Here is a 23,058-nt window from a genome sequence, read left to right as displayed (position 1 = left end):
CTACTGCCTACTGCCTACTGCCTACTGCCTACTGCCTACTGCCTACTCATCATGGAGCACCGCTATGACCACCATCGCCTTCATTGGTCTCGGCAATATGGGCAACCCGATGGCTGCCAATCTCGTCAACGCGGGGCACGCGGTGCACGGCTTTGACCTGATGCCGGAAAACCTCACCGTCGCCCGCGAGCATGGCGTCATTGTCATGGCGAATGCCGTGGCGGCGGTGAAGGACGCCGATGTCGTGATCACCATGCTTCCCGCCGGCAAGCACGTGCTCTCGGTCTACGAGGACATCGCACCCAAGGCCAAACCAGGCGCCCTGTTCATTGATTCCTCGACCATCGATGTCGAGTCGGCCCGCAAGGCGCATGCCGTAGCAAGGAAGCACGGGCTGCATTCGATCGACGCCCCCGTCTCCGGCGGCACCGGCGGTGCTGCTGCGGGAACGCTGACCTTCATGGCCGGCGGCGCCAAGGATGCCTTCGCCAAGGCCGAACCGGTCCTGAAGCCGATGGCAGGCCGCATCGTCCATTGCGGTGACGACGGCGCCGGTCAGGCAGCCAAAATCTGCAACAACATGATGCTCGGCATTTCGATGATCGGCGTCGCAGAGGCCTTCGTGCTGGCCGAAAAGCTCGGCCTCTCGCATCAGGCCCTGTTCGACGTTGCCTCGACCTCGTCGGGCCAGTGCTGGTCGCTGACCACCTACTGCCCGGTGCCGGGTCCCGTGCCGGCCTCACCCGCCAACCGCGACTACAAACCGGGCTTTGCCGCGGCACTCATGCTGAAGGACCTGAAACTGGCGCAGGAAGCCGCCCAAAGCGCCGGCGCGGTGACGCCGATGGGGGCCGAAGCGGCCCAGCTTTATGCGCTGTTCAACGCCCAGGGAAATGGCGGCGACGATTTTTCCGGCATCATAAATTTCCTTCGCGGCAGTTCTCTATAAGTTTCGAATTTGGCAGCGCTTTTCTCGATTTTTATTGCGCGGAAAAATTGCAAATTTAGATTTGCTTAAGCTCTCGATAACCCGGCGGTAACGATGTGCCTATATAACGGATGGCGAGGCGGACACATCGCATCCGCCCGGCGCTCCGGATCAGGTCTCGCGTACCGGAGCCCGTAAGTTTCGCAAGTGTATTGTTGGCGAAATGCCATGCGTATCTGGCAAAGCCGCGTTCCGATGGAGCGCGGTTTTTTGCGTTTTGCAGTCCTATACTGTTCGGTCTGAATTATATTCCGATTGCAGCGTTCGGAATTGCCTGATGGTCTTCATTGACCAGCACGATCGGTGCGCTGACCCCTTCGACCCTGACGATAAGCAGGCGCACAGTCCGGGCGCCCTGATTGCAAGGCGTCCGGCTGTCGTTCCATCTACTTCTTGCGCAAATCCGCTTGCGCCAGATCCAGCGCTTTGGCGATGCGATCGCAAGCCATGTCGATCGTCGCGCGGGTCCAGATCAGCGGCGGCGACAGGATCATCGTGTCGCCGGTGGCGCGCAGCATCAGGCCTTGCGCGATGGCGTGGTCGCGGACGGTGACGGCGGCACTGCCCGCCGGCAGGAAGCGCTCCTTGGTCGCCTTGTCCTTGACGATCTCGACCGCGCCCATCAGCCCGATCGATCGCACCTCGCCGACCAGTTCGTGGCCGGCAATGCGCTCCTGCAGCGCCTGGGCGAAGTAAGGTCCAGTGTCGTTCCTGACCCTGTCGACCAGGCCTTCTCGCTCCATGATCTCGAGATTCTTCAGCGCCACCGCGCAGGCCACCGGGTGACCCGAATAGGTATAGCCGTGGTAGAATTCGCCGCCCTTTTCGACCAGCGTCGCCGCGATACGGTCGCCGACCAGCAGCGCCGACAGCGGCTGATAGCCCGAGGTCAGTGCCTTGGCCGTGGTGATGGTGTCGGCCTCGACGCCGAAGGTCTGCGCCGCAAACCATTCGCCGGTGCGGCCATAGCCGGTGATGACCTCGTCCAGCATCAAAAGCACATCGTATTTGCGGCAGATGCGCTGCACTTCCGGCCAATAGCTCATCGGCGGTATTTTCACCCCGCCCGCGCCCATCACCGGCTCGCCGATGAAGGCCGCCACCTTGTCGGCACCGGCTTCGAGGATGGCGTCCTCGACGGCCTTGGCCGCGCGCAGGCCGAAATCATGGTCGCTTTCGCCAGGCAGCGCCAACTCATAAGCATAGGGCATCATGACATGGACGATGTTGGGAACCGCCCCGCCGAGCTGCTTGTGCATCAAATCCATGCCGCCCAGCGACGTCCCGGCGACGGTCGAGCCGTGATAGGCCGACTTGCGCGAGATGATGCGGTTCTTCTCCGGCTTGCCTTCCAGCACCCAATAGTGGCGCACGAGCCGCAGCGCCGTGTCGTTGGCCTCCGAGCCGGAGGAGCCGTAGAAAACCTGGGCGATGCCCTTGGGCGCCAGCTCGGCCAGCTTCTTCGACAGCAGCACGGGCGTCGGCGTCGAGCATTTGAAGAAGGAATTGTAGTAGGGCAATTCCTTCATCTGCGCGTAAGCGGCGTCGGCCAGCTCGTCGCGGCCATAGCCGACATTGACGCACCACAGCCCGGCCATGCCGTCGAGTATTTCGGTGCCGTCGGCATCGTAGATGAACGGGCCGTTGGCGTGGGTGATGATGCGCGAGCCGGTCTCGCGCAATTCCTTGTGGTCGGTGAAGGGATGCAGATGATGCGCGGCATCAATCTGCTGAAGCTGCTTCAGCGAATAGTTCTGGTAAGTCATGGGTTTGCTCTTTCCTCTGGAATCAAACCGGCAAGCTGCCGGGGCGACTTCGTCAGAGGACGGCGGGCGGCGAATAGCCGATGCGGGCGCACAGCCTGAGCAGTTCGGCGCGCAGCGTGCGCGGCGACGGTGTCACCGCGACCCCGAAGGCGCCGGATGTGCTCATGTAGACCATGGCGGCAGTCTATGCCGCCCGAGGCCCGGAATTCAAGCGGTGCCGCTCAATACCCTTTGCAGGAACACGTATTTCATGGCGGTTTGCGCCGCTTGCGGCCGGCGGTCGCCGCGACCGCCATGGCCGCCTTCCGTCTCCTCGAAGAACAACGTCTTGCCGTGACCTGCTTCCTGCAGCTTCGCCGCCATCTTGCGGGCGTGGCCGGGATGGACGCGGTCGTCGGCGGTCGATGTCGTGAGCAGCACCGGGGGATAGACGGCATCGGCCGAGACATGATGGTACGGCGAATAGGCGGCGAGCCACTTGGCTTCTTCCGGTTTTGCCGGATCGCCATATTCGCCGATCCACGAGGCGCCTGGCGGCAGTTCGGTGTAGCGCAGCATGTCGAGCAGCGGCACCTCGATGATGACGGCGCCGAACAGTTCGGGATGCTGCGTCAGGGAAACGCCGGTAAGCAGGCCGCCATTCGAGCCGCCCTGGATGCCGAGGGAAGCAGCCGTGGCTATGCCGCGCCTGACGACGTCCTGCGCCACCGCGGCGAAATCGTCGAAGGCAGTCTGGCGATTGCCCTTCAGCGCGGCCTGATGCCAGGCCGGCCCGAACTCGCCGCCACCGCGGATGCAGGCCTGCACATAGGCGTTGCCCTTTTCCAGCCACAGCCTGCCGCGCACGCCGGCATAGCCGGGCAGCAGCGGTATTTCGAAGCCGCCATAGCCGTAGAGCAGCGTCGGCACCGGACCCTTCTGGTCGCGCCGCCTGACGACGAAATACGGGACCATTGTGCCGTCCTTCGAGCGCGCCTCGAACTGTTCGGAGACCAGCGGCGCGGCGTCGAACCGAGCCGGCTGCGATTTCACGGTGGCCAGCGTCGCCCCGTTATCATCCGACCAGATGATCGAACTCGGCGTCAGGAAATCGGTGAAGGAGAAGGAGACGCTGGAACCGAAATGCTCGGCATGCGCGATGCCGACATTGCCGTTCTCGGGCAGCGCCACCGGCTTCAGCGACCAGCGGTCGCCGCTGCGCTCGGCGACAACGACCTTGCCGCGCACATTGTCCATCAGATTGATGAACAGCCGGTCCTGAGTGCGGGCAATGCCGGCGACCGAAACACGGTGCGCTGGCGCGAGCATGGTTTCAACAGGGCCCAGGTCGCCGGTGTCGATCCAGTGTTCGAAATCGAAGGAATAGAGGCCGTCCGGCAAGCACTCAGTGCCGCCCGGCGCCGTCCATGGGCTGCGCACCCCGAACACCAACCGGCCCTTGAACAGGGTGCTGTCGGTGACATCGTCGGGCAACGGGATGCGGCGGTTTTCGCCCGACGGCAGGCGCAGAAAACTGTGCGAGGAGAAGAAGGCGATCGTGCGGGCCAGAAACAAATACTGCCTGTCGCCATCATGCTCGACCCCCGCGCCGGCCGCGAGATCCTGCTTCTCGGCCTCGAAGATCGGCGTCGCCTCCTCCAACCGGGTACCGCGCTTCCACAGCTTGACGACGCGCGGATAGCCGGACTGGGTCTTGTCGTCTTCATCGAAGGCAGCCGAGACAATGACCGTGTCCTTGTCCAGCCAGGAAAAACCGGATTTCGAGGCCGGAGCGCGGAAGCCGCCCTCGATGAATGATTTGGTCTCGATGTCGAATTCCCGCATCTCGCTGGCATCGCCGCCATCCGGCGACATCGCCACCAGGCAAAGGTTGAAATCGGGGTAAAGGCGGCTGGCGCCGCTGAACACCCACTTCACCCCCTCCTTGGCCGACAGCACGTCGAAGTCGATGATCGTCTCCCACACGGGCTTTTCGGTCTTGTAGGAGGCGACCGTCGTGCGGCGCCAGAGGCCGAGCACATTGGTCTTGTCCTGCCAGAAATTATAGACTTGGCCGTTGAGCGCGGCGCCCACAGCGATGTTGTCTTCGGCCGTCATCAGGTCGAGCGCCGTCTCGAACGCCGCCTGGTAGGACGGATCGCCCTGTAGTTCGGCCACGGTGATCTCGTTCTGGCGATGCACCCAGTCGAGCGATTCCTTGCTGGTCCGGTCCTCCAACCAGAGGAACTTGTCCTCCACGGTGGCATCCGTCTGGCGTTTTGTCGTCGATTGGGTCACGCATGGTCTCCAGGCTAGTGGCGGGCAGCCCTGCCTACATCGCGTTGCAAGCGGTTTTATTCAAGATGGTACGTCAGGTCATCGGGGGAATGCGGCCTCAAACCATCCGCCGGCGCAGGACCGTGGCCACAGCCAGTGCCAGACAAATCGTGCCCAGCGTGATCGGCAGGCCGGAGGCGCCGATCACATCCATGACGCCACCCGCCAGCGGCGGCACCACGATGCCGCCGACGCCCCACATCAGGGAGAAGGCGGCATTGCCGGCGACCAGCGCCGAGCCGGTAAAGCGGTCGCCGAGCTCGATGATCGACATGGTGTAGATGCCATAGGAGACCGCGCCCCAGATAAAGACGCAAGGCCAGATCAGCGGCGTCTCGATGAGCAGCGGCAACAGGGCGCAGCCCAGCACCGTCACCACGACGCAGATGAATCGCACCAGCCGCGCCGTCAGCCGTTCCGCCAGCAAGCCGAGCGGCACCTGCATGGCGATGTTGCCTGCGATCATCACCGACAGCAGCGCCGACATGCGCGCTTCCGCGATGCCATAGTGCGTGCCGTAGACCGGCAGCAGCGCCAGCACGCCCTGTTCGAAACCGGCGGCAACGACCACCGCCGACAGCAGTAGCCATGCCAGTGGCACGAAGCCCATGACCGAAACCCTGTGCCCGGCTTCGTCGACCTTCGGCAGTCGCGGCAGCACCAGCGCCAGGCAGGCGCCGCAGAAGATGAAGGCGGCGATCCCCACCAGGAATGGCGGCCATCCCACGGTGCCGACAGCGAGCAGGCAGAGCGGCCCGGCAGCGAAGCCGGCCGAGATGATGGTTGAATAGACACCCATGACGCGACCGCGGCGCGATGGCGGCGCCAGTGCAATGACCCAGATTTCGCTCAAGACATAGAGCGGATTGGTCACCACCCCGATCAAGAAGCGCAGAGGAAACCACAGATAGACATTCTGCGTCCAGCCGATCAGCGCAAGCACAATAGCCGAAAGCGCCGCGCAGGTAAGCGCGGTGCGCCCTGCCCCGAACCGGCGCGCCAGTGCCGGGATCAGCGGCGACGAGACAATGAAGCCGATCGGCGTCATTGCCGCCGAGAGCCCGATGATGGCCGGCGAAACGCCTTGGCGTTGCAGGATGAAGCTCAGCAGCGGATAGGACAGGCCTTGCGCGATGGCGAACACCGAGACGGTCGCGATCACGCCGCTGATCGCCGCCCACTGCATCTTCTCGTTGTCAGCTTCCGCCAGGTTCATCATTGGCACCTAAACCAGGTTCAGGACTAGCTTTTCTGTCCGACGCGGGTAACCCCCGTCCTGGGAAAAACCGTTTGCTCCAGACAAGGCCTGTCAGGAGTTTTTGGGCCTGTCAGGAGTTTTTGGCCTGTCAGGAGTTTTGGGCCGTCAGGAGTTTTGGCGCTTGAACGATCGATAGAGCGCGAAGCTCACCAGCAGCGCGTCGAGGCCGGCGATCACCACCGGCAGACCGAGCGGACCGATGGTCTGCATCAAGGCACCGGCGCCAGGCGGGCCGACAATGCCGCCGGCGCCCCACATCAATGCGAAGGCGGCGTTGCCGGCGACCAGCACGGTTCCCCTGAAGCGGCTGCCGAGCTCCACCAGCGCCATGGTGTAGACGCCGTAGCCGACAGCGCCCATGACGAGAAGGACGAGCCAGATCGCCGGCGTCGTGATCAGCAACGGCAGCAAAACCGCGCAGGTCGTTGTCGCCAACGCACAGAAGATGATCATCGCCCGCCCGCCGAAACGCTCGGCCAGCAGGCCGAGCGGGATTTGCAGGAAGATGTTTCCCAGCGACAGTGCCATCACCAGGGCCGCCAGCGTCCTTTCGGGCAGGCCATAGGCGGCACCGAAGACCGGCATCAAAGCGTAGGTGCCCTGCTGGACCGCCGCCGAAACCAGCACGGCAAACAACAGCGCCGGCGCCAGCCTGGCGAAACCGAAAAAGCCGCCGGGCAATTGGCAGTCATCCTCGAAGCCGGCGAGGCTTGACGAAACAGCACGAAGGATCGCGGCGCACAGGATGAAGCCGGCCATGCCGACCAGGAAAGGAACCCAGCCCGATATCCCTACCGCGGTCAGGACCAAAGGCCCCGCAGCATAGCCAGCGCCCAGCACGGTGTTGAATGCCCCCATCACCCTGCCGCGGCGCGACGGCGGCGCCAGCGACAGCGCCCATACTTCGCCCAGTATATAGAGCGGGTTGATGACGATACCGATGATGAAGCGGATGACGAACCAGCCCACCCAGTCCTGCAGGTAGCCGATGCCGAGGAAGCACAGCGCCCCAATCAATGAGCAACCCACAGCCAGGTTGCGCGCGCCGACCAGCCGAACGGCTGCCGGCACGAACGAGGCCGAAAGGATCAGACCAAGCGGCATCATCGCTGCCGACAAGCCGATCAGCGCCGGCGACATGCCTTGCTTCTGCATCAGCAGCGTAAACAGCGGCGAGCTCAGCCCTTGCGCCGCACCGAACATCGCGAGGGCGGCAGTTACGCCGGCAAGCGCTGCCCATTGCGTCCCTGCTTCGCCATCGCTCGAACCGGTCGCAGCCATGATGCCTTCCACATGAATTGCCGGCCCATCCAGCGGCAAACCACTGAGCTAGCGGTTCGATTTAGGGAAAGGAAGGGCCGCGCCTGAAATCCCCTTGCGCCAAGAGCCGCAGTGGGCGCGTCCTGTCCGCCAATCCCCGGCAATGTTGTCAGCTATCGGACTGCCGTTCGGGCATGTCGCTTCCCTCGTCCTAGTGGTCGCCGCCTCCGCAATGGTCGGACAGCCGCCGGTCCATTATGCCGCCCGCTACCAGCATCGTACGAGGACCATCATGACCGCCGCCCTGCATCCAGCCGAACCGCCTTTGGCAACCGACCGTGCCCGTCGCGGTGGCCGTGCGGGCAAGCGCGCCGGCGGCTCGGCCGCCTTCGAACAGCCGGCTTTTCGGCAACTGAGAAATCCGCTAACGCCGACCAAGCTGGTCTCTGACGACGAGCTGGAATCGATCCACCTCGCCTCGCTGCGCGTCTTGAGGGAAATAGGCGTCGACGTACTGCATGACGAAGCGCGCCGCATCATGAAGGAAAATGGCGCTGATGTCCGCGAGGGCAGCGAGCGCGTGCGCTTCGACAGCGACATGATCCTCGATCTCATCTCCAACTGCCCGTCGGAATTCACGCTCCATGCCCGCAACCCGGCGCACAATGCGCGCTTCGGCGGCAACAATGTGATCCTGTCGATGATGGCGTCGGCACCGAACTGCTCCGACCTCGATCGCGGCCGCCGTCCGGGCAACCAGCAGGACTACCGCAACTTCCTGCGCCTGGCACAGATGCACAACATCCTGAACTGCACCGGCGGCTATCCGGTCGAGCCGACCGACATCCACCCGTCGGTGCGCCACCTCGAATGCATCCGCGACCTCGCCACGCTGACCGACAAGGTGTTCCACATCTATTCGCTCGGCAAGGAGCGCAATGTCGACGGCATCGAGATCGCCAGGATCGCCCGCGGCATCAGCCATGAGCAGATGCTCGAAGAGCCGTCCGTCTTCACCATCATCAACACCAACTCGCCGCTGAAACTGGATGTGCCGATGATGGAAGGCATCATCCAGATGTCGAGCAAGGGTCAGGTCGTCGTCATCACGCCCTTCACTCTGTCCGGCGCGATGGCGCCGGTGACCATCGCCGGTGCGCTGGTGCAGCAAAATGCCGAGGCGCTGTCCGGCATCGCCTTTGCCCAGATGGTGAGAAAGGGCGCGCCGGTTGGCTATGGCGGCTTCACCTCGAATGTCGACATGAAGTCAGGCTCGCCGGCCTTCGGCACGCCTGAATATATGAAGGCGCAGCTTGTCGGCGGCCAGCTTGCCCGCCGTTACAAGATCCCCTACCGCACCTCCAATACCTGCGCCGCCAACACCGTCGACGCGCAGGCAGCCTATGAAAGCGTGTTCTCGCTGTGGGGCGCCATCCAGGGCGGCGGCAATCTGATGATGCACGGCGCCGGCTGGCTCGAAGGCGGCCTGCGCTGTTCCTACGAGAAGACCATCCTGGACATCGACCTGTTGCAGATGGTGGCCGAGTTCCTCACCCCGCTCGACCTGTCCGACGAAGCGCTCGGCTTCGACGCCATCCAGTCGGTCGGCCCCGGCGGCCATTTCTTCGGCACCCAGCACACGCAGGACCGCTACAAGACAGCCTTCTACTCGCCCATCCTCTCCGACTGGCGCAATTTCGAGACCTGGGCCGAAGCCGGATCGCCGACCGCGCTGGAAAAGGCCAACAAGGTCTGGAAGGAGCGGCTGGCATCCTACGAGGAACCTTATATGGACCCGGCGATCCGCGAAGAGCTCAACGACTTCGTCGAAAAGCGCACGTCCGAAGGCGGCGCGCCGACCGATTTTTGATCAATGTTGTTGATGAACTGATTATTCGTATGGATCTGATGAACAGTCGACCCCCACTCCGTCGAGCTGCGCTCGACACCTCTCCCCCGATCGACGGGGGAGAGGAAAGGCGCGAAGTTATGCGGGCTGGCTCCCTTCCTCTCCCTCCGGAGGGGGGAGAGGTGGCGCCGGGAAGCGGCGACGGAGTGGGGGAAGGCGCTGGTCAAACCCGCAGTCGCCGCAACAATGGCACTACCCTGCGAGCCAGAAAACTTAGACAAGGTGACAATCAGGCCGAAGCTCTGCTTTGGCTTGAGTTGAAAGCCCGCAAACTTGGCGGCTACAAATTCACGCGACAGTTCTCTATCCGACCATACTTTGCAGACTTCGCCTGCCGCGAAAAATGGCTTGTCGTGGAAATCGACGGCCATCAACACGCCGGCAGCTCCTATGACTGTCGCCGTGACGATTTCATGCGCGCGCAAGGCTATTCGATCCTGCGTGTTTGGAACCATGACGTCCTGAACCATCGCACTTCCGTCTGCGAAACCATCCTTGCCGCGCTTGATGGCAGGTTGGCCGAGAACGTCGCTGCGGCCGATCTCCGCTTTGTTTTCACGCCCCGCCCATTCGATTCAATCTCTTAAAAAACGGACCTATCTCTCATGAAATCTCATGTAAAAGCGGTTGTCATTGGCGGCGGCGTCGTTGGCTGCTCGGTGCTCTATCACCTGGCCAAGGCCGGCTGGACCGACATCATGCTGATCGAGCGGTCCGAGCTCACCTCCGGCTCGTCCTGGCACGCAGCCGGCGGCTTCCACACGCTGAACGGCGATCCCAACGTCGCCAAGCTGCAGGCCTATACGGTGCAGCTCTACAAGGAGATCGAGGAAATCTCCGGCCAGTCCTGCTCGCTGCATCTGACCGGCGGCGTGATGATGGCCGATACGCCCGAGCGCATGGATTTTCTGCGCCTGGCCCACGCCAAGGGCCGCTATCTCGGCATGGACACCGAACTGATCACGCCCTCCGAAGCCAAGGCGATGTTCCCGCTGATGGACGAGACCAATTTCGTCGGCGCCATGTGGGATCCGGTCGAAGGCCATCTCGATCCCTCCGGCACGACGATCGCCTACTCCAAAGCGGCCAAGAAGCTGGGCGCCGAGATCGTGCTGCGCAACCGCGTCGTCGAACTGACGCAGGAAGTTGACGGCACCTGGAACGTCGTCACCGAACAGGGCACCGTCCACGCCGAGCATGTCGTCAACTGCGGCGGCCTGTGGGCGCGCGAGATCGGCCGCATGGTCGGCGTCGAACTGCCGGTGCTGGCCATGGAGCACATGTACCTGCTCACCGAGCCGATGCCCGAGGTCGAAGAGTTCAACAAATCGACCGGCCGCGAGATGATCGGCGTGCTTGACTTCAAGGGCGAGATCTACACCCGACAAGAGCGCAACGGCATCCTGCTCGGCACCTATGAAAAGGCCTGCAAGCCATGGTCGCCGGTCAACACGCCGTGGGATTTCGGCCATGAACTGCTGCCGCCCGACCTCGACCGCATCGCGCCGTCGCTGGAGATCGGCTTCAAGCATTTCCCCGGCATCGAGAAAGCCGGCATCAAGCAGATCATCAACGGCCCCTTCACCTTCGCGCTCGACGGAAATCCGCTGGTCGGGCCGGTGCAGGGCCTGACCAATTTCTGGTGCGCCTGCGCCGTCATGGCCGGCTTCAGCCAGGGCGGCGGCGTCGGCCTCGCGCTGTCCAACTGGATGGTGCATGGCGATCCCGGCTTCGACGTCTGGGGCATGGATGTCGCCCGCTTCGGCGAGTGGGCCGGCCTGCGCTACACCAACGCAAAGGTGCGCGAAAACTATTCGCGCCGCTTCTCCATCCGCTTCCCCAATGAAGAGCTGCCGGCTGCGCGCCCTGCACAAACCACCCCGCTCTATGACACGATGCTCGCCAACAACGCCGTCATGGGCGATAGCTGGGGCCTGGAGACCCCGCTGTGGTTCGCGCCGAAGGGCAAGGAGCCGAAGGACGTCGTCTCCTTCCACCGCTCAAACGATTTCGGTCCTATCGGCGAGGAAGTGCGCGCCACGCGCGAACGCGTCGGCGTCACCGAAATCGCCAACTTCGCCAAATACGAAGTGTCGGGACCTGCGGCTGAGGATTTCCTCAACCGGCTGATGACCAACCGCATGCCGAAGATCGGCCGCATCGTGCTGACGCCGATGATCAACGAATTCGGCAAGCTGATCGGCGACTTCACCATCGCCAAGGCAGGCGAAGACAGATTTATGATCTGGGGTTCGTCCGCCGCGCAGAAGTACCACATGCGCTGGTTCGAGAAGCATCTGCCGAAGGATGGTTCGGTGCGCATCCACCGCTTCGATCAGACGCTCGTCGGCCTGTCGATCGCCGGTCCGAAATCGCGCGACCTCTTGCAGAAGCTGGTCGATGTCGACATCTCGACCAAGGCGTTTCGCTTCATGGATTTCCGCGAAATGGCGGTCGGCGGCGCGCCCTGCATGGTCAACCGCATCACCTATACCGGCGATCTCGGCTATGAAATCTGGATGGCGCCGGCCTATGAGCGTCTGGTCTACAAGGCGATCAAGGACGCCGGCGAGGAGTTCGGCCTCGTCGATTTCGGCATGCGCGCTTTGCTCTCCATGCGCCTGGAGAAGAACTTCCCGACCTGGTACCGCGAGTTGCGCCCGATCTACGGCCCGTTCGAAGGCGCGATGGACCGTTTCATCAAGCTGGAGAAGAACGACTTCATCGGCCGCGAAGCCGCCGCCAAGGAACAGGCGGAAGGGCCGAAACTGCGCCGTGTCTCCTTCATCGTCGATGCGGCCGACGCCGATGTCATGGGCGACGAGCCGATCTGGGCCAAGGTCGGCAAGGACTATGGCACGGTGGAAAAGCCGCATGGCTATGGCGCGCCACGCTTCGATACGGCAGGCAAGGACGTGCGTGGCTCAAAGGCTGCCGAAGGAGCTTCCGCCGTGCGCGGCATCGTCGACCGCGACTGGCGCGTGGTCGGCTGGGTCACCTCGGGCGGTTATGCGCACTATGTGCAGAAGTCGATGGCGCAGGGCTATGTGCCGGCGGCACTCGCCGAGGACGAAAGTGCCGGACTGTTCGAGATCGAGATCCTCGGCCACCGGCGTCCGGCGCGCATCAATGTCGAGGCGCCCTTCGACCCCAGCGGCGAGAAGATGCGGACCTGAAAAGGCGACAGGGAGCGTGAGATCGTGTAAGGGGCCTTCGGCAGTTGGCCGCAGGCATTTTCCCTCAATGAGAAGACGATCCCCTTGCAGTATCTAGAGAAATGGACGGACTGGCTCTGCGAAGGCAAGGTCGGTCCCTTCAACGCCGCACTGGTCTGCGTCGCGGTCTATTGCGTCGTCCAGATCGTGGTGATGGCGCTGCTGTCCCATGTCGTGGGAACCGGTGTCGGCGTCGACGATTCCGAACAGCTGATGTACATGCACTACCTCTGGGCTGGCTATGGCGGCTCGCAGCCGCCGCTCTACACCTGGCTTGCCCGCCTCGTCGCCGCCGTGGTCGGAACGAACATCCTCGCGCTCAAGATCGTGAAGTACCTGCTGATCGGAGCGGCGCTGGCGTCGGTTTTCATCGCTGTCCGCCGCCTGGGCTATTCCAGCCGCGCTGGCGCCGCCGCATTGTTCGGCCTGCTGTTGTTTCCGCAGATGGTGTGGGAGATGCAGCACGCCCTCACTCACTCGATCGCCGCTTTCTGTTTTTCAGCGGTGCTGTTTCTTGCGCTCGTCGAACTGGTGCAGCGGCGTTCGCTGGCCACCTATGTGCTGTTTGGCGTGGCGATGGCCGCCGCCATCCTGTCGAAATACAACAACGCGATCTTTCTCGGCGCGCTGATGCTGTCCACCCTGTCGCTGCGCGAAACGCGCGGCGTCATCCTCAACCGCCGGTTTTCGATCAGCCTTGTCGTGGCGGTGCTGCTTTGCCTGCCGACGCTCTACTGGAACCTGACCTACACCGACCAGTTGCTGTCGCACAGCGGCGGCTTCGGCATGGGCAGAGGAGAAAGCGCCATACAAACCGCATTCTACGGAATGCGCGGACTGGGCAAGGCTATCCTGTATTTCGCCGTGTTGCCGGCCGGCATATTCGTCGCGGCTTTGCTCATCGCATGGAAAAAGCCGGCGCCGGCTCTGCAACCGGCGCCATGGACCGAGAAACTGGTGTGGCGCACCATCGCTTTTGCCCTGGCGATGACCATCGTGCTCGTCCTGGCGAGCGGGACGACGCAATTTCGCGATCGCTGGATGCTTCCCATTCTTGTGTTGCTGCCGGTCGCGCTGGCCTTGCGGATGGATGCCAGAGGCGACAAGGGAAGGAAGGTGCAGGACGTCGTCGTCTTTGTCGGCGCAACGCTTGCCATCCTCGTGCTGCCGGTGACCTGGTACACGCACCTCAATGGCGGCGACAGCCGCGGCAGCATCGTGCGTGTCGACTACCAGTCGCTCTATGGCCAGCTGACGGCAAACGGTCCGGTTCGCACGGCGATATCGAGCTGGCACTGGGTGGGAAATCTGCGTCTTGTCGATCCCGATCTGGTCGTGCTCGACGACGAGATGCCGGACTTCGGCCATTTGCTGATCGAGCCGGCGGTGCTCGTGATGGCCAATGACAAGGAACCTCCCGAGGGCATCCTGCGGGCCTTGAGCGAGGCCGGCTATGTCGCTGACGGCTCGCCGCAGCAGTTGGTCGTCCCGATGCTGTTCGACAGCGAGCCGCCCACCCGCACGCTGACGGTCACGCGGCTGAAGAAAGCGGCCGCGGGCGCAGCGCCACAGTAAGTCGGCAGGGAGGCGTCGGGTGGAGAAACAAGGGTTCGGTCGTCATCGCAAGATCATGCCGTTCGAGCCCGGCTCCGTCGAAGCCTTGCGCGAAACATCGCGCCAGAAGGCGGCGTCGCTGAACCAGCATGTGCTGGGCTATGGCGCGCTGGCTGAAGCCGAATGGCAAGCGGCAGGCATCGCCGCGCCCGATCTTGCCGCGATGCGCAAATACCGGCTCGAGCGCCTCCGCGCCGAACTGAGGCGCCGAAACTACGCCGGCGCGCTGCTCTACGACCCCGTCAACATCCGCTACGCCACCGATTCGACCAACATGCAGCTGTGGGTCGCGCACAATCCGACCCGCCACTGCTTCGTCGCCACTGAGGGACCCGTGGTGCTGTTCGACTATTTCTCCTGCGAGCATCTGTCCGATCATTCCGGCGTCGTCGACGAGGTGCGGCCGGCAGTGTCGTGGATGTATCTCTATGGCGGCGAGCTGACCGAGCACAAAGTCCGCCGCTGGGCGGCCGGCATCGCCGATCTGGTCAAGGAGCATGGCGGCGGCAACAGCCGCATTGCGGTCGACCACATCAACCCGGAAGGCGTCGAGGAACTCGCCCGGCTCGGCATTTCGATCGGCAATGGCGAAGCGGTGATGGAAAATGCGCGGCTGATCAAATCGCCGGACGAGATCCTCGCCATGCGCCGCGCAATCGTCGCTTGCGAAGCGGCGATGGGTGAAATGGAGAAGGCGCTGACGCCGGGCATTTCCGAAAACGAATTGTGGGCCGAACTCCACCGCGGCAACATTGCGCGCGGCGGCGAATGGATCGAAACCCGGCTGCTTGCCTCGGGGCCGCGCACCAATCCGTGGTTCCAGGAATGCTCATCGCGTGTGATCGAGGAAGGCGACCTCGTCGCCTTCGATACCGACCTGATCGGTCCCTACGGCTTCTGCGCCGATCTCTCCCGCACCTGGCTTTGCGGCGATGCGAGACCATCGAACGAGCAACGGGACCTCTTCCACATCGCCGCCGACCAGATCGCCCACAACACGCAATTGATGCAGCCCGGCATATCCTTCCGCGACCTGGTCGAACGCTCCGTGGTGCCGCCGGGAGATTGCTTCCCGGCGCGCTACGGCGTGCTCTATCACGGCGTCGGCCTCGCCGACGAGTATCCAACCCTGCCACATGCCAGCGACTGGACGCCGGACACGCCCGATGGCGTGCTGGAGCCGGGAATGGTGCTGTGCGTGGAAAGCTATATCGGTCGTCTCGGCGGCCATGAGGGCGTCAAGATCGAGGAACAGATCCTGATCACCGAGACCGGTAACGAGCAGCTTTCAACCTACCCGTTGGATGCGAGGCTGCTCGGCTGATCCGGCAAGCGCCTCGCGCAGAGCCTTGAGCGTCTTTTCCGGCGTCGTCCTGGCGGTGATGTAGGGCAGGCCTTTGCGCCTTGCCGTCCAGCCGACGACCTTCACGGCGTTTGCCGCAGGCTCGAAACGCTGCGCCAGCGCCCAGCTCTCACAGTCGATGGCAGCTATATCCGCCTTGCCCTCGGCGACCGCGATGATCGAGCGGCGATGGCCACCGCTTTCGCTGCGTGAGGAAAAGATATCCAGGCTTTCGCCGGCGGCCTGCAGGTCGCGCGTCAGCGCGATGATGCCCGACATCGAATCGAGGCTGTTGTAGGTAAAACGCTTGCCACGCATCAGATCGAGCGGCAGCAAGGCTTTGCCATCCGCGGGCGAGCGAACTTCCGGTCCCTCGGCCGTGCGCATCACCAGCGCGCTGGAATAGAGTTCGCCCTGGCCGCCTTCGTAAGCGTCGTAGCTCGGCTGGCCGACCACCTGCACATGCTTGTTCAGGCCAAGTTCCATCGGCCCCCAGCAGGTCTGCGCGAACAGCAGCGCCGGATGGAGCCAAAGCTGATGATGGTCGAGTTCGTTCGGCGGCAGTGTCGCCGGATTGGGCGCGATCAGTCTGCCCTCGGCGTCCTGGATACCCCCCGGCACCGGCGGCAGGTCGCCATTGCGGCGCACGATTGTCTGCGGCGCATCGACGCCCTTGTGCCGAAAAGCCTCGCGCAACGCTGCCCATTGCGCGTCGACCTCGCCGCGCACTTCGGGCCAGTCGTACATCGGCAATGCCGCAACCAAATCACTCATGCCGACACTCAATCATCATGGCTCGGGAAAGGATCGCAAAAACGCGGCGTCCAATCAGAATTGGCCGACACGGGTTCGGGAAGTCCGGGGATTATTCCTTCGGCGGCTCGGCCGGAACTGGCGCGCTGCCAAGCCCGCTGATGCTGCGCGCCCTGATGCGCGGCTTGAACGCCCTGCCCGGCTCCGCCTGGCGGCGCAGCACCGGGTGCACGATCGGCTCCTTGGCCTTGAATGCGTAGGCTTTGATCAGTGCGAAATAGTTCGGATAGGCGTAGCCATTGTTCATCCGCAGCCACTCGTCGCGGCGGTCCGCAAACAGTTTTGGAAGTCTGTACCAGGCAACCGTCGGCGTCTTGTGGTGGACGAAGTGCAGATTGTTGTTGAGGAACAGGAACGACAGCGGCGAGCGCTCGATGATCACCGTGCGTCCTTCAGGGTGCTCGGACCACTGATGTTCGGCGAAAGTCCGGACCGCGATCAGCGACTGGCCGAGCCAGACCGGCACCAGAATGTAGAGCCATACGGGAATGCCGAAGCCGAACTGCACGATCGGCACTACGATGGCGAGGCCGATCGCATGCAGCAGCCATGCCTTGCCGATCACCTTGTCGCCGGCAATCACATGCTTGGCATCGTCGACGAAGAAACCGATGCAGGACAGCCAGGGGCCGAGGAAGAAACGGCCGGCCATGGTGTTGTTGATCTTGAGCAGGAATTTCATTGTCGGCGGCAGATCGTCATGCATCCACAACGCCTGGTAATAGCTCTCGGGATCGTCGAGGGGATCGGTCAGGCGCTCGTCGGCGTGGTGGCGCAAATGAAGCGTCTTGAAGCGACGGAACGGCCAGACCAGGCCGATCGGCAGGAAGACGAAGGCTTCGTTGATGAGCGCGCTGCGCGTCGGATGGCCATGCAGCACTTCGTGCATGATCGACGACTGCAAGGCCAGGATGAAGCCGAGGAGAAGAAGTGCCGGGATCGGATAAGAGGGCCAGAGCAGGAGCCCGGCAGCGAGCCACATTCCGTAACAGAAGAAAGCGAGGAGCACGGTCGGCCACTCGATGGCCGCTGCGTCGCGTCGCTTGATGCGCTTGCCTGTCATGCTATCGACCACTGTCCCTCAGTCGCCGGAATTGGTTCCTGACAGCATAGTGTCAGGAGAAGCGATTCCGCTCAACGAGACAAAGTGTACAAAATGTTGCGATTGCGCATTTTCGACCGCAGATGTTATACATTGTAAACAACCCTACGGATTCATTTACGCTGGAAGTGCTGATCCGACGGATCGGGCGCAAATTTTTCCTAAGAGAGCGCGGAGAACGAACAGTGGACAAACGGGACCTTTCGGCAATCTTCCGGGAGCGCTTGAAGCTGCTCCTGACAAGGTCCGATCTCAACCAGTCGGCTTTCGCCTCAGCAGTCGGCATCGACCGGTCGGCTCTGTCGCAACTGATGTCCGGCGCCTCGACGCGCCTGCCACGCGCCGAAACGCTGCTCAACATCGCCGCCGAATTCAAGATCTCGCTGGACTGGCTGCTCGGCCTCTCCCAGGACGAAGGCGTCACCGGCGAAATCCGCGAAAGCCTGGAGATCGAAGAGGCGCCCGACGGCTTCGACCGCACGCTGCTCGCCAAATGGTTCGCCGAGGCCGCAGGCACCAAGATCCGCTATGTGCCGGCCGGCATTCCCGATCTCCTGCGCACACGCCAGCTGGTCGACTACGAAGCCAACATCACCAACCGCAGCCGTCTGGCGCAGGCCAGCGAGACGCAGTACCGCATCGAGTACAACCGGCGCCCTGAGACCGATATGGAAGTCTGCATGCCGCGCCACACGCTGGAGATTTTCGCCCGCGGCCTGGGCGTCTGGGACCGCTTTCCCGAGGCTGATCGCCGCCAGCAGCTTGCCCATATGGCGACGCTGCTTGACGATCTCTACCCCACCTTCCGCCTGTTCCTCTATGACGGCCGCATGCGCTATTCGATCCCGCTGACAATCTTCGGTCCCTACCGCGCCGCCATCTATGTCGGCGACATGTATGTCGTGCTGAATGCCACCCAGCCGGTACAGGCGCTGACCCAGCATTTCGACAATCTGATCCGGGCCGCCGACATCAACCCGCATGAGGCCGCCGCCTACGCGCGCAATCTGGCCGGCGCGTCATTTCCATCGGGTTCTGCCTGATCGCCAACGCCCCGGAAAGGTGCGCCGCGCGGCATTGCAGGTTGCAAACACATTGACTGGACATAAAGACTTCTTTATATCCTTATTCCATTCAAATATCTGAAAGTCGATCCGATGACCGCGAACAATCCCATCGATGCTCTGCTGGCCGAAAAGGGCGTGCTGCTCGCCGATGGCGCCACCGGCACCAATTTGTTCGCCATGGGTCTGGAGGCCGGCGAAGCGCCGGAGTTGCTGAACGAGACAGCGCCCGATACCATCACCAGCCTGCACCAGAATTTCGTCGACGCTGGCGCCGATATCATTCTCACCAACTCGTTCGGCGGCACGCGCCACCGGCTGAAGCTGCACCATGCGCAGGACCGCGTGCATGCGCTGAACAAGCGCGCCGCAGAGATTGCCCGGGCGGTCGCCGACAAGGCCGGCAGGAAAGTCATCGTCGCCGGCTCGGTCGGGCCGACCGGCGAGTTGCTGGTGCCGCTCGGCGCCATGACCTATGACGAGGCGGTCGAGGCCTTCGCCGAACAGATCGAAGGCTTGAAGGAAGGCGGCGCCGAAGTCGCCTGGATCGAGACCATGTCGGCGCCGGACGAGATCCGCGCCGCGGCGCAAGCCGCTATCCGCGTCGGCCTGCCCTACACCTATACCGGCTCCTTCGACACTGCCGGCCGCACCATGATGGGCCTGCTGCCCAGGGATATCCACGGCGTCGCCGACGGACTTTCAGAGACGCCGCTCGGTGTCGGCGCCAATTGCGGTGTCGGCGCCTCCGACATCCTGGCCTCGCTGCTCGACATGACCGAGGCGAAGCCGGAAGCGACGGTGATCGTCAAGGGCAATTGCGGCATTCCCGAATTTCGTGGCACCGAGATCCATTATTCCGGCACGCCGGAGCTGATGGCCGACTATGTCCGGCTGGCGGTGGATGGCGGCGCGAAGATCATCGGCGGCTGCTGCGGCACCTCGTTCCAGCACCTTGCCGCCATGCGCAAAGCGCTCGACGCGCACACCAAATCCGAACGCCCGACCGTCGCGGGGATCATCGAGCGCATCGGTCCGATGCGCAACAAGGTGGCGACGGAAAACACCGCCGAGACCAGCGAAGCCCGCCGCGAACGCCGCCGCAGCCGGGCCTGATATCGAACTTATTCGCTGTTTTCAGCGTAACGCGATAGCGCCGTCGTGAAATCCAGGGCGGTGCTGTCGGCGCTTTCATTCATCGTCACCAGGTCACCCGACGACTGCGGATTGCCGATCTGCTCCAGCATGACGCGAAAGCGGTCATTGGTCAGCGCCGACTTTGCGGTATTCCGGGCTGCGTCGACGTCATCCATGATGCGCCTGGATTCTGGCGACAGCGTTCCCGACGCCTGCGTGTGTCTCACCGCCGGCGTCGTGTTTCCAATGTTCATGATCTGCAATTCCCGGCTCCCCAAGCCCAGTCCCGACCCCATGCAATAATAGCAGGGCATTGCGATGACGTTCCGGAAAAGCCGCGCAATTTAACGATCAGGCGGATCATCGGTGCGCTTCGGATCAATCGATCCGAAAAAAGGCCGGCAGGGTTTTCCCCGCCGGCCTGCCTCACCCGCCCGTAGCCGGTTCCCCGTATCAGAACGACCCCCGTCTGAAAGGAACCGGCTGTATTGCCACTACCGGTTACCGCCGAGCGCCGAGGCAAGGCGCACAAGCGAAAGGAACTCGGACCTGTACCCAAACGGGTCGGCTCCTCGGGCGGCGGTGGCAATCTCCATGATCTTGTCGTAGCCGAACTTCGCGGTCGCATCCTCGTCGCGCAGCTTCTGGCCGAAGGCGGCGACAGCGATGGAGAAACGCTGGTCGGTGCTGGCCTGGTCGAAAGACTGGACCTCGTTGGCCGACGTCACCGGCGTGGTGATCAGCTTCGAGACGTCTTCGTTCGGCAGCTTGTAGCGGATCTTGACGAATGCATATTCGTCGGCATTGGCGACGCCGCCATTGTTGACCGTTGCCTGGCCGTAGCGCAGCGGATCCATCTGCTCGCCGCCACTGCCCTTCGGCGTGATCTCGTAGATGGCCGTCACCGAATGACCGGAGCCGATATCGCCGGCATCGACGCGGTCATTGTTGAAGTCCTCGCGGTTCAAGGCGCGGGTTTCATAGCCGATCAGCCGGTACTCCGAGACCTTGTCCGGATTGAACTCGACCTGGATCTTGACGTCCTTGGCGATGGTGAACAGCGTCGATGAGGCATCCTCGACCAGAACCTTCTCGGCCTCGGCCAGCGTGTCGACATAGGCGGCGGTGCCGTTGCCGTTCTGGGCGATGGTCTGCATCATCTGGTCGTTCAGATTGCCGCGGCCGAAGCCGAATACCGACAGGAACACGCCGGTCCTGCGCTCCTGCTCGATCAGCCGCTTCAGATCGTCGTCATCGGTCTGGCCGACATTGAAGTCGCCGTCCGTGGCCAGCATCACACGGTTGATGCCGTCCTTGACGAAGGACTGCTGGGCAAGCCTGTAGGCTTCCTTGATGCCCGCCTCGCCGGCCGTCGAGCCGCCGGGCGACAGATTGTCGATGGCGTTGAGGATCTTGTCCTTCTCGGTAACCTTGGTCGGCATCAGCACGGTGCCGGCGTCACCGGCATAGGTGACGATCGAGATGGTGTCGTCCGCCTTGAGCTTGCTGACCAGCAGCCGGAAAGCCGACTTGAGCAGTGGCAGCTTGTCAGGCTCGTCCATCGAACCCGAGACGTCGATCAGGAACACCAGATTGGCCTTGGGCTGCTCGACCGGCTTGATGTCGAAGCCCTTGATGGCGACGTGCATCAGCTTGGTGTGCCCGTTCCACGGCGTCGGCATGACGCTGACGGTCGAATTGAACGGCGTCGAAGCCGAGTCCGGCCCCTTCCAGTCATAGGGGAAGTAATTGACCATCTCCTCGACGCGCACCGTGTCGGCCTGCGGCAGGTAGCCCTGCTTCAGCGAGCCGCGGACGAAGGAATAGGAAGCGGTGTCGACGTCGATCGAGAAGGTCGAGACCGGATCCTGAAGCGCTGCATGCACCGGATTGGTCTTGAAATCCTCGACGCGGTCGCGGTTTGGCTCCTGCGGCGCAATCTGGTCGGCCGGCATGGTAGAGGGCTGCGCCAGGTACTTGGATTCGGTCGCGCCGGCCATGCGGTCGACCCGCGCGCCGCCGGCCGGGGCAGCGGTGCCGTCAAGCGAAAACTCGCGGCTCTCAACTGGCGCAGGCTCGGCCAACACGCCGCGCCCCAGCGCATCCTGCTGCGCAGGGGCGACAGCAACGGTCGATTCGGGCTTCGGCGGCGCGGGCGGCGTAAGCGTCGTAGTAGTGTCGCGGCTTCGCGCGTCGGCGTCGGCCTTCTTGTCGCCTTCAGGCGCCTGCTTGTCTTTTACCGGCGCGTTGATCGCCGGCCCATTGGTTGCCGGCTTGTCGGCCAGCGTCTCAGTGATCTTCTCGTCGCTGCCGAACGGCGACGGCTGTTCCCTCAGCATATGAAAGGTGGCGTATCCGGCGATCGGCAGGGCGACGAGCCCGGCAATGGCTGGCGTGGCGATGAGTTTCTTTTGCATGATCTCGCTCCAGAGCTTTTGTGCTCGCTCTGTGAGACGAAGCCCGCCGACCGATCCTTGGGTGACGGCAGAAATATTTTCCTGATCATAGGCGCGCATGGCGGCTTCGAAGGCGCGTGCCTTCGCGCTTTCCCCGGGCGCCGGTACTGCTGCGTCGCGCAGCCTGTTGAGTTCGTTGTCGTCGACCATGGTCACACTTCCCCGGCTGAACGAATCAACGTCTTCAGCCGTTTCTTCGCTTCATGGATGTGCCAGGAAACCGTCGTCTCCGAGATTGCCATCGCCTCGGCGGCGGCCGCATGGCTCAACCCTTCGCCATAGACCAGAAGTACTGCATCGCGCTGCTTGTCCGGCAATTGCCGCACCGCTGCCCAGAGCGCCTCAGAGGGATCTTCGGGCTCGGCCGAGGCCTCTCCCGAAATCATGCTGTAGGCGCCGAAAGCCTCGGTCTTGACGTTTTCGCGCGTGGTCTTGCGCATCATGTCGCGCGCCGCGTTCAGCGTCACGGAATAGAGCCATGTCGTGAACGCGCCGCCGCCGCGGTAGTCGCGGATCGCCTTGCCGAGACGGACACAGACCTCCTGGGCGATGTCTTCGGCATCGGCCTTCTTTCCGCACCAGCGATAGGCGGCGCGATAAACGAAGTCGTAGTGCCGCTCCAGCAATTTGCCGAAGGCACCCCTGTCTCCGCCCTTCGCCCGCCCGATCAATTCGGCGTCGGAGGCTTCGCTTTCATCCAGCATCATCGCCATCATTTGCCTGTTGGACGAAGGCTAATGGCCAATCCTTGGGGTTATGGAAAGATTTTTTTCCGAGGCGACGGATGCACGCGCAACAGGTGCGCTGAGATTCAGGTC

The 23,058-nt window shown here is 63.1% G+C and carries 18 protein-coding genes; 8 read left to right on the top strand and 10 right to left on the bottom strand.

Annotated elements, in window-relative coordinates; genetic code table 11:
• Positions 1-64 precede the first annotated feature (64 nt).
• On the top strand, positions 65-949 hold the full coding sequence (mmsB, locus tag ACYG9Y_RS08260; RefSeq protein ID WP_023739078.1) for a 3-hydroxyisobutyrate dehydrogenase: 885 nt from the start codon (positions 65-67) through the stop codon (positions 947-949).
• Between the two features lie 425 nt (positions 950-1,374).
• Here the strand turns inward: mmsB and ACYG9Y_RS08255 are convergent, their stop codons facing one another.
• The 5 genes from ACYG9Y_RS08255 to ACYG9Y_RS08235 form a co-directional block, all read right to left on the bottom strand.
• Positions 1,375-2,754, bottom strand: a complete 1,380-nt coding sequence (locus ACYG9Y_RS08255) for an aspartate aminotransferase family protein (RefSeq protein WP_023739079.1) — start codon at positions 2,752-2,754, stop codon at positions 1,375-1,377.
• A gap of 52 nt (positions 2,755-2,806) precedes the next feature.
• Positions 2,807-2,929 carry a hypothetical protein gene (locus ACYG9Y_RS08250; RefSeq protein ID WP_023670422.1) on the bottom strand — a complete coding sequence of 41 codons (123 nt, stop codon included), beginning with the start codon at positions 2,927-2,929 and terminating at the stop codon, positions 2,807-2,809.
• Positions 2,930-2,961: 32 nt separating this feature from the next.
• Entirely contained in the window at positions 2,962-5,031 is a 2,070-nt protein-coding gene (locus tag ACYG9Y_RS08245) for a prolyl oligopeptidase family serine peptidase (RefSeq protein ID WP_023739080.1), read from the bottom strand.
• Between the two features lie 97 nt (positions 5,032-5,128).
• Complete coding sequence (locus ACYG9Y_RS08240) at positions 5,129-6,286, bottom strand: MFS transporter (protein WP_352445985.1); 1,158 nt, start codon at positions 6,284-6,286, stop codon at positions 5,129-5,131.
• Positions 6,287-6,433: 147 nt separating this feature from the next.
• A complete protein-coding gene (locus ACYG9Y_RS08235; RefSeq protein WP_023739081.1) occupies positions 6,434-7,609 on the bottom strand; it encodes an MFS transporter in 1,176 nt (391 codons plus the stop codon).
• Positions 7,610-7,880: 271 nt separating this feature from the next.
• Between ACYG9Y_RS08235 and ACYG9Y_RS08230 the strand changes: the two genes are divergently transcribed.
• The 5 genes from ACYG9Y_RS08230 to ACYG9Y_RS08210 all read left to right on the top strand — a co-directional run bounded on the left by ACYG9Y_RS08230 (position 7,881) and on the right by ACYG9Y_RS08210 (position 15,650).
• The gene (locus tag ACYG9Y_RS08230; RefSeq protein WP_023739082.1) at positions 7,881-9,458 is read left to right on the top strand and encodes a trimethylamine methyltransferase family protein; all 1,578 of its coding nucleotides are present in this window, start codon (positions 7,881-7,883) and stop codon (positions 9,456-9,458) included.
• Positions 9,459-9,619: 161 nt separating this feature from the next.
• Positions 9,620-10,084: an endonuclease domain-containing protein gene (locus tag ACYG9Y_RS08225; RefSeq protein ID WP_156929759.1), complete on the top strand. Its 465-nt coding sequence runs from the start codon at positions 9,620-9,622 to the stop codon at positions 10,082-10,084.
• Positions 10,085-10,102: 18 nt separating this feature from the next.
• Positions 10,103-12,673 (top strand): GcvT family protein, encoded by a 2,571-nt coding sequence (locus ACYG9Y_RS08220; protein ID WP_023739084.1) that lies wholly within the window; start codon positions 10,103-10,105, stop codon positions 12,671-12,673.
• 84 nt (positions 12,674-12,757) lie between these two features.
• Positions 12,758-14,287: an ArnT family glycosyltransferase gene (locus tag ACYG9Y_RS08215; protein WP_023739085.1), complete on the top strand. Its 1,530-nt coding sequence runs from the start codon at positions 12,758-12,760 to the stop codon at positions 14,285-14,287.
• A gap of 55 nt (positions 14,288-14,342) precedes the next feature.
• Positions 14,343-15,650, top strand: a complete 1,308-nt coding sequence (locus tag ACYG9Y_RS08210; protein WP_023706078.1) for a M24 family metallopeptidase — start codon at positions 14,343-14,345, stop codon at positions 15,648-15,650.
• Here the strand turns inward: ACYG9Y_RS08210 and ACYG9Y_RS08205 are convergent.
• On the bottom strand, positions 15,615-16,442 hold the full coding sequence (locus tag ACYG9Y_RS08205; protein WP_023706079.1) for a phosphate/phosphite/phosphonate ABC transporter substrate-binding protein: 828 nt from the start codon (positions 16,440-16,442) through the stop codon (positions 15,615-15,617). The genes ACYG9Y_RS08210 and ACYG9Y_RS08205 overlap by 36 nt on opposite strands.
• 91 nt (positions 16,443-16,533) lie before the next feature.
• Positions 16,534-17,544 carry a fatty acid desaturase gene (locus ACYG9Y_RS08200; RefSeq protein ID WP_031200512.1) on the bottom strand — a complete coding sequence of 337 codons (1,011 nt, stop codon included), beginning with the start codon at positions 17,542-17,544 and terminating at the stop codon, positions 16,534-16,536.
• A gap of 224 nt (positions 17,545-17,768) precedes the next feature.
• On the opposite strand from ACYG9Y_RS08200, the gene ACYG9Y_RS08195 reads away from it, so the two are divergent.
• Together ACYG9Y_RS08195 and bmt are read left to right on the top strand one after the other, a co-directional pair.
• A complete protein-coding gene (locus tag ACYG9Y_RS08195; RefSeq protein ID WP_023681768.1) occupies positions 17,769-18,626 on the top strand; it encodes a helix-turn-helix domain-containing protein in 858 nt (285 codons plus the stop codon).
• Positions 18,627-18,740: 114 nt separating this feature from the next.
• The gene (gene bmt / locus ACYG9Y_RS08190; RefSeq protein ID WP_023681769.1) at positions 18,741-19,763 is read left to right on the top strand and encodes a betaine--homocysteine S-methyltransferase; all 1,023 of its coding nucleotides are present in this window, start codon (positions 18,741-18,743) and stop codon (positions 19,761-19,763) included.
• 8 nt (positions 19,764-19,771) lie between these two features.
• Here bmt and ACYG9Y_RS08185 read toward each other — a convergent pair whose 3' ends face one another.
• From ACYG9Y_RS08185 to ACYG9Y_RS08175, 3 genes are all read right to left on the bottom strand, one after another.
• On the bottom strand, positions 19,772-20,038 hold the full coding sequence (locus ACYG9Y_RS08185) for a hypothetical protein (protein WP_023724232.1): 267 nt from the start codon (positions 20,036-20,038) through the stop codon (positions 19,772-19,774).
• A gap of 240 nt (positions 20,039-20,278) precedes the next feature.
• Entirely contained in the window at positions 20,279-22,390 is a 2,112-nt protein-coding gene (locus ACYG9Y_RS08180) for a vWA domain-containing protein (RefSeq protein WP_023739086.1), read from the bottom strand.
• 2 nt (positions 22,391-22,392) lie between these two features.
• Positions 22,393-22,953, bottom strand: a complete 561-nt coding sequence (locus ACYG9Y_RS08175; RefSeq protein ID WP_023739087.1) for an RNA polymerase sigma factor — start codon at positions 22,951-22,953, stop codon at positions 22,393-22,395.
• Between the last annotated feature and the right edge of the window lie 105 nt (positions 22,954-23,058).

The organism is Mesorhizobium sp. W050 (genome assembly GCF_054719535.1).
Note: the sequence above shows the minus strand (reverse complement) of the source record. Positions and strands in the feature narration are given on the sequence as shown.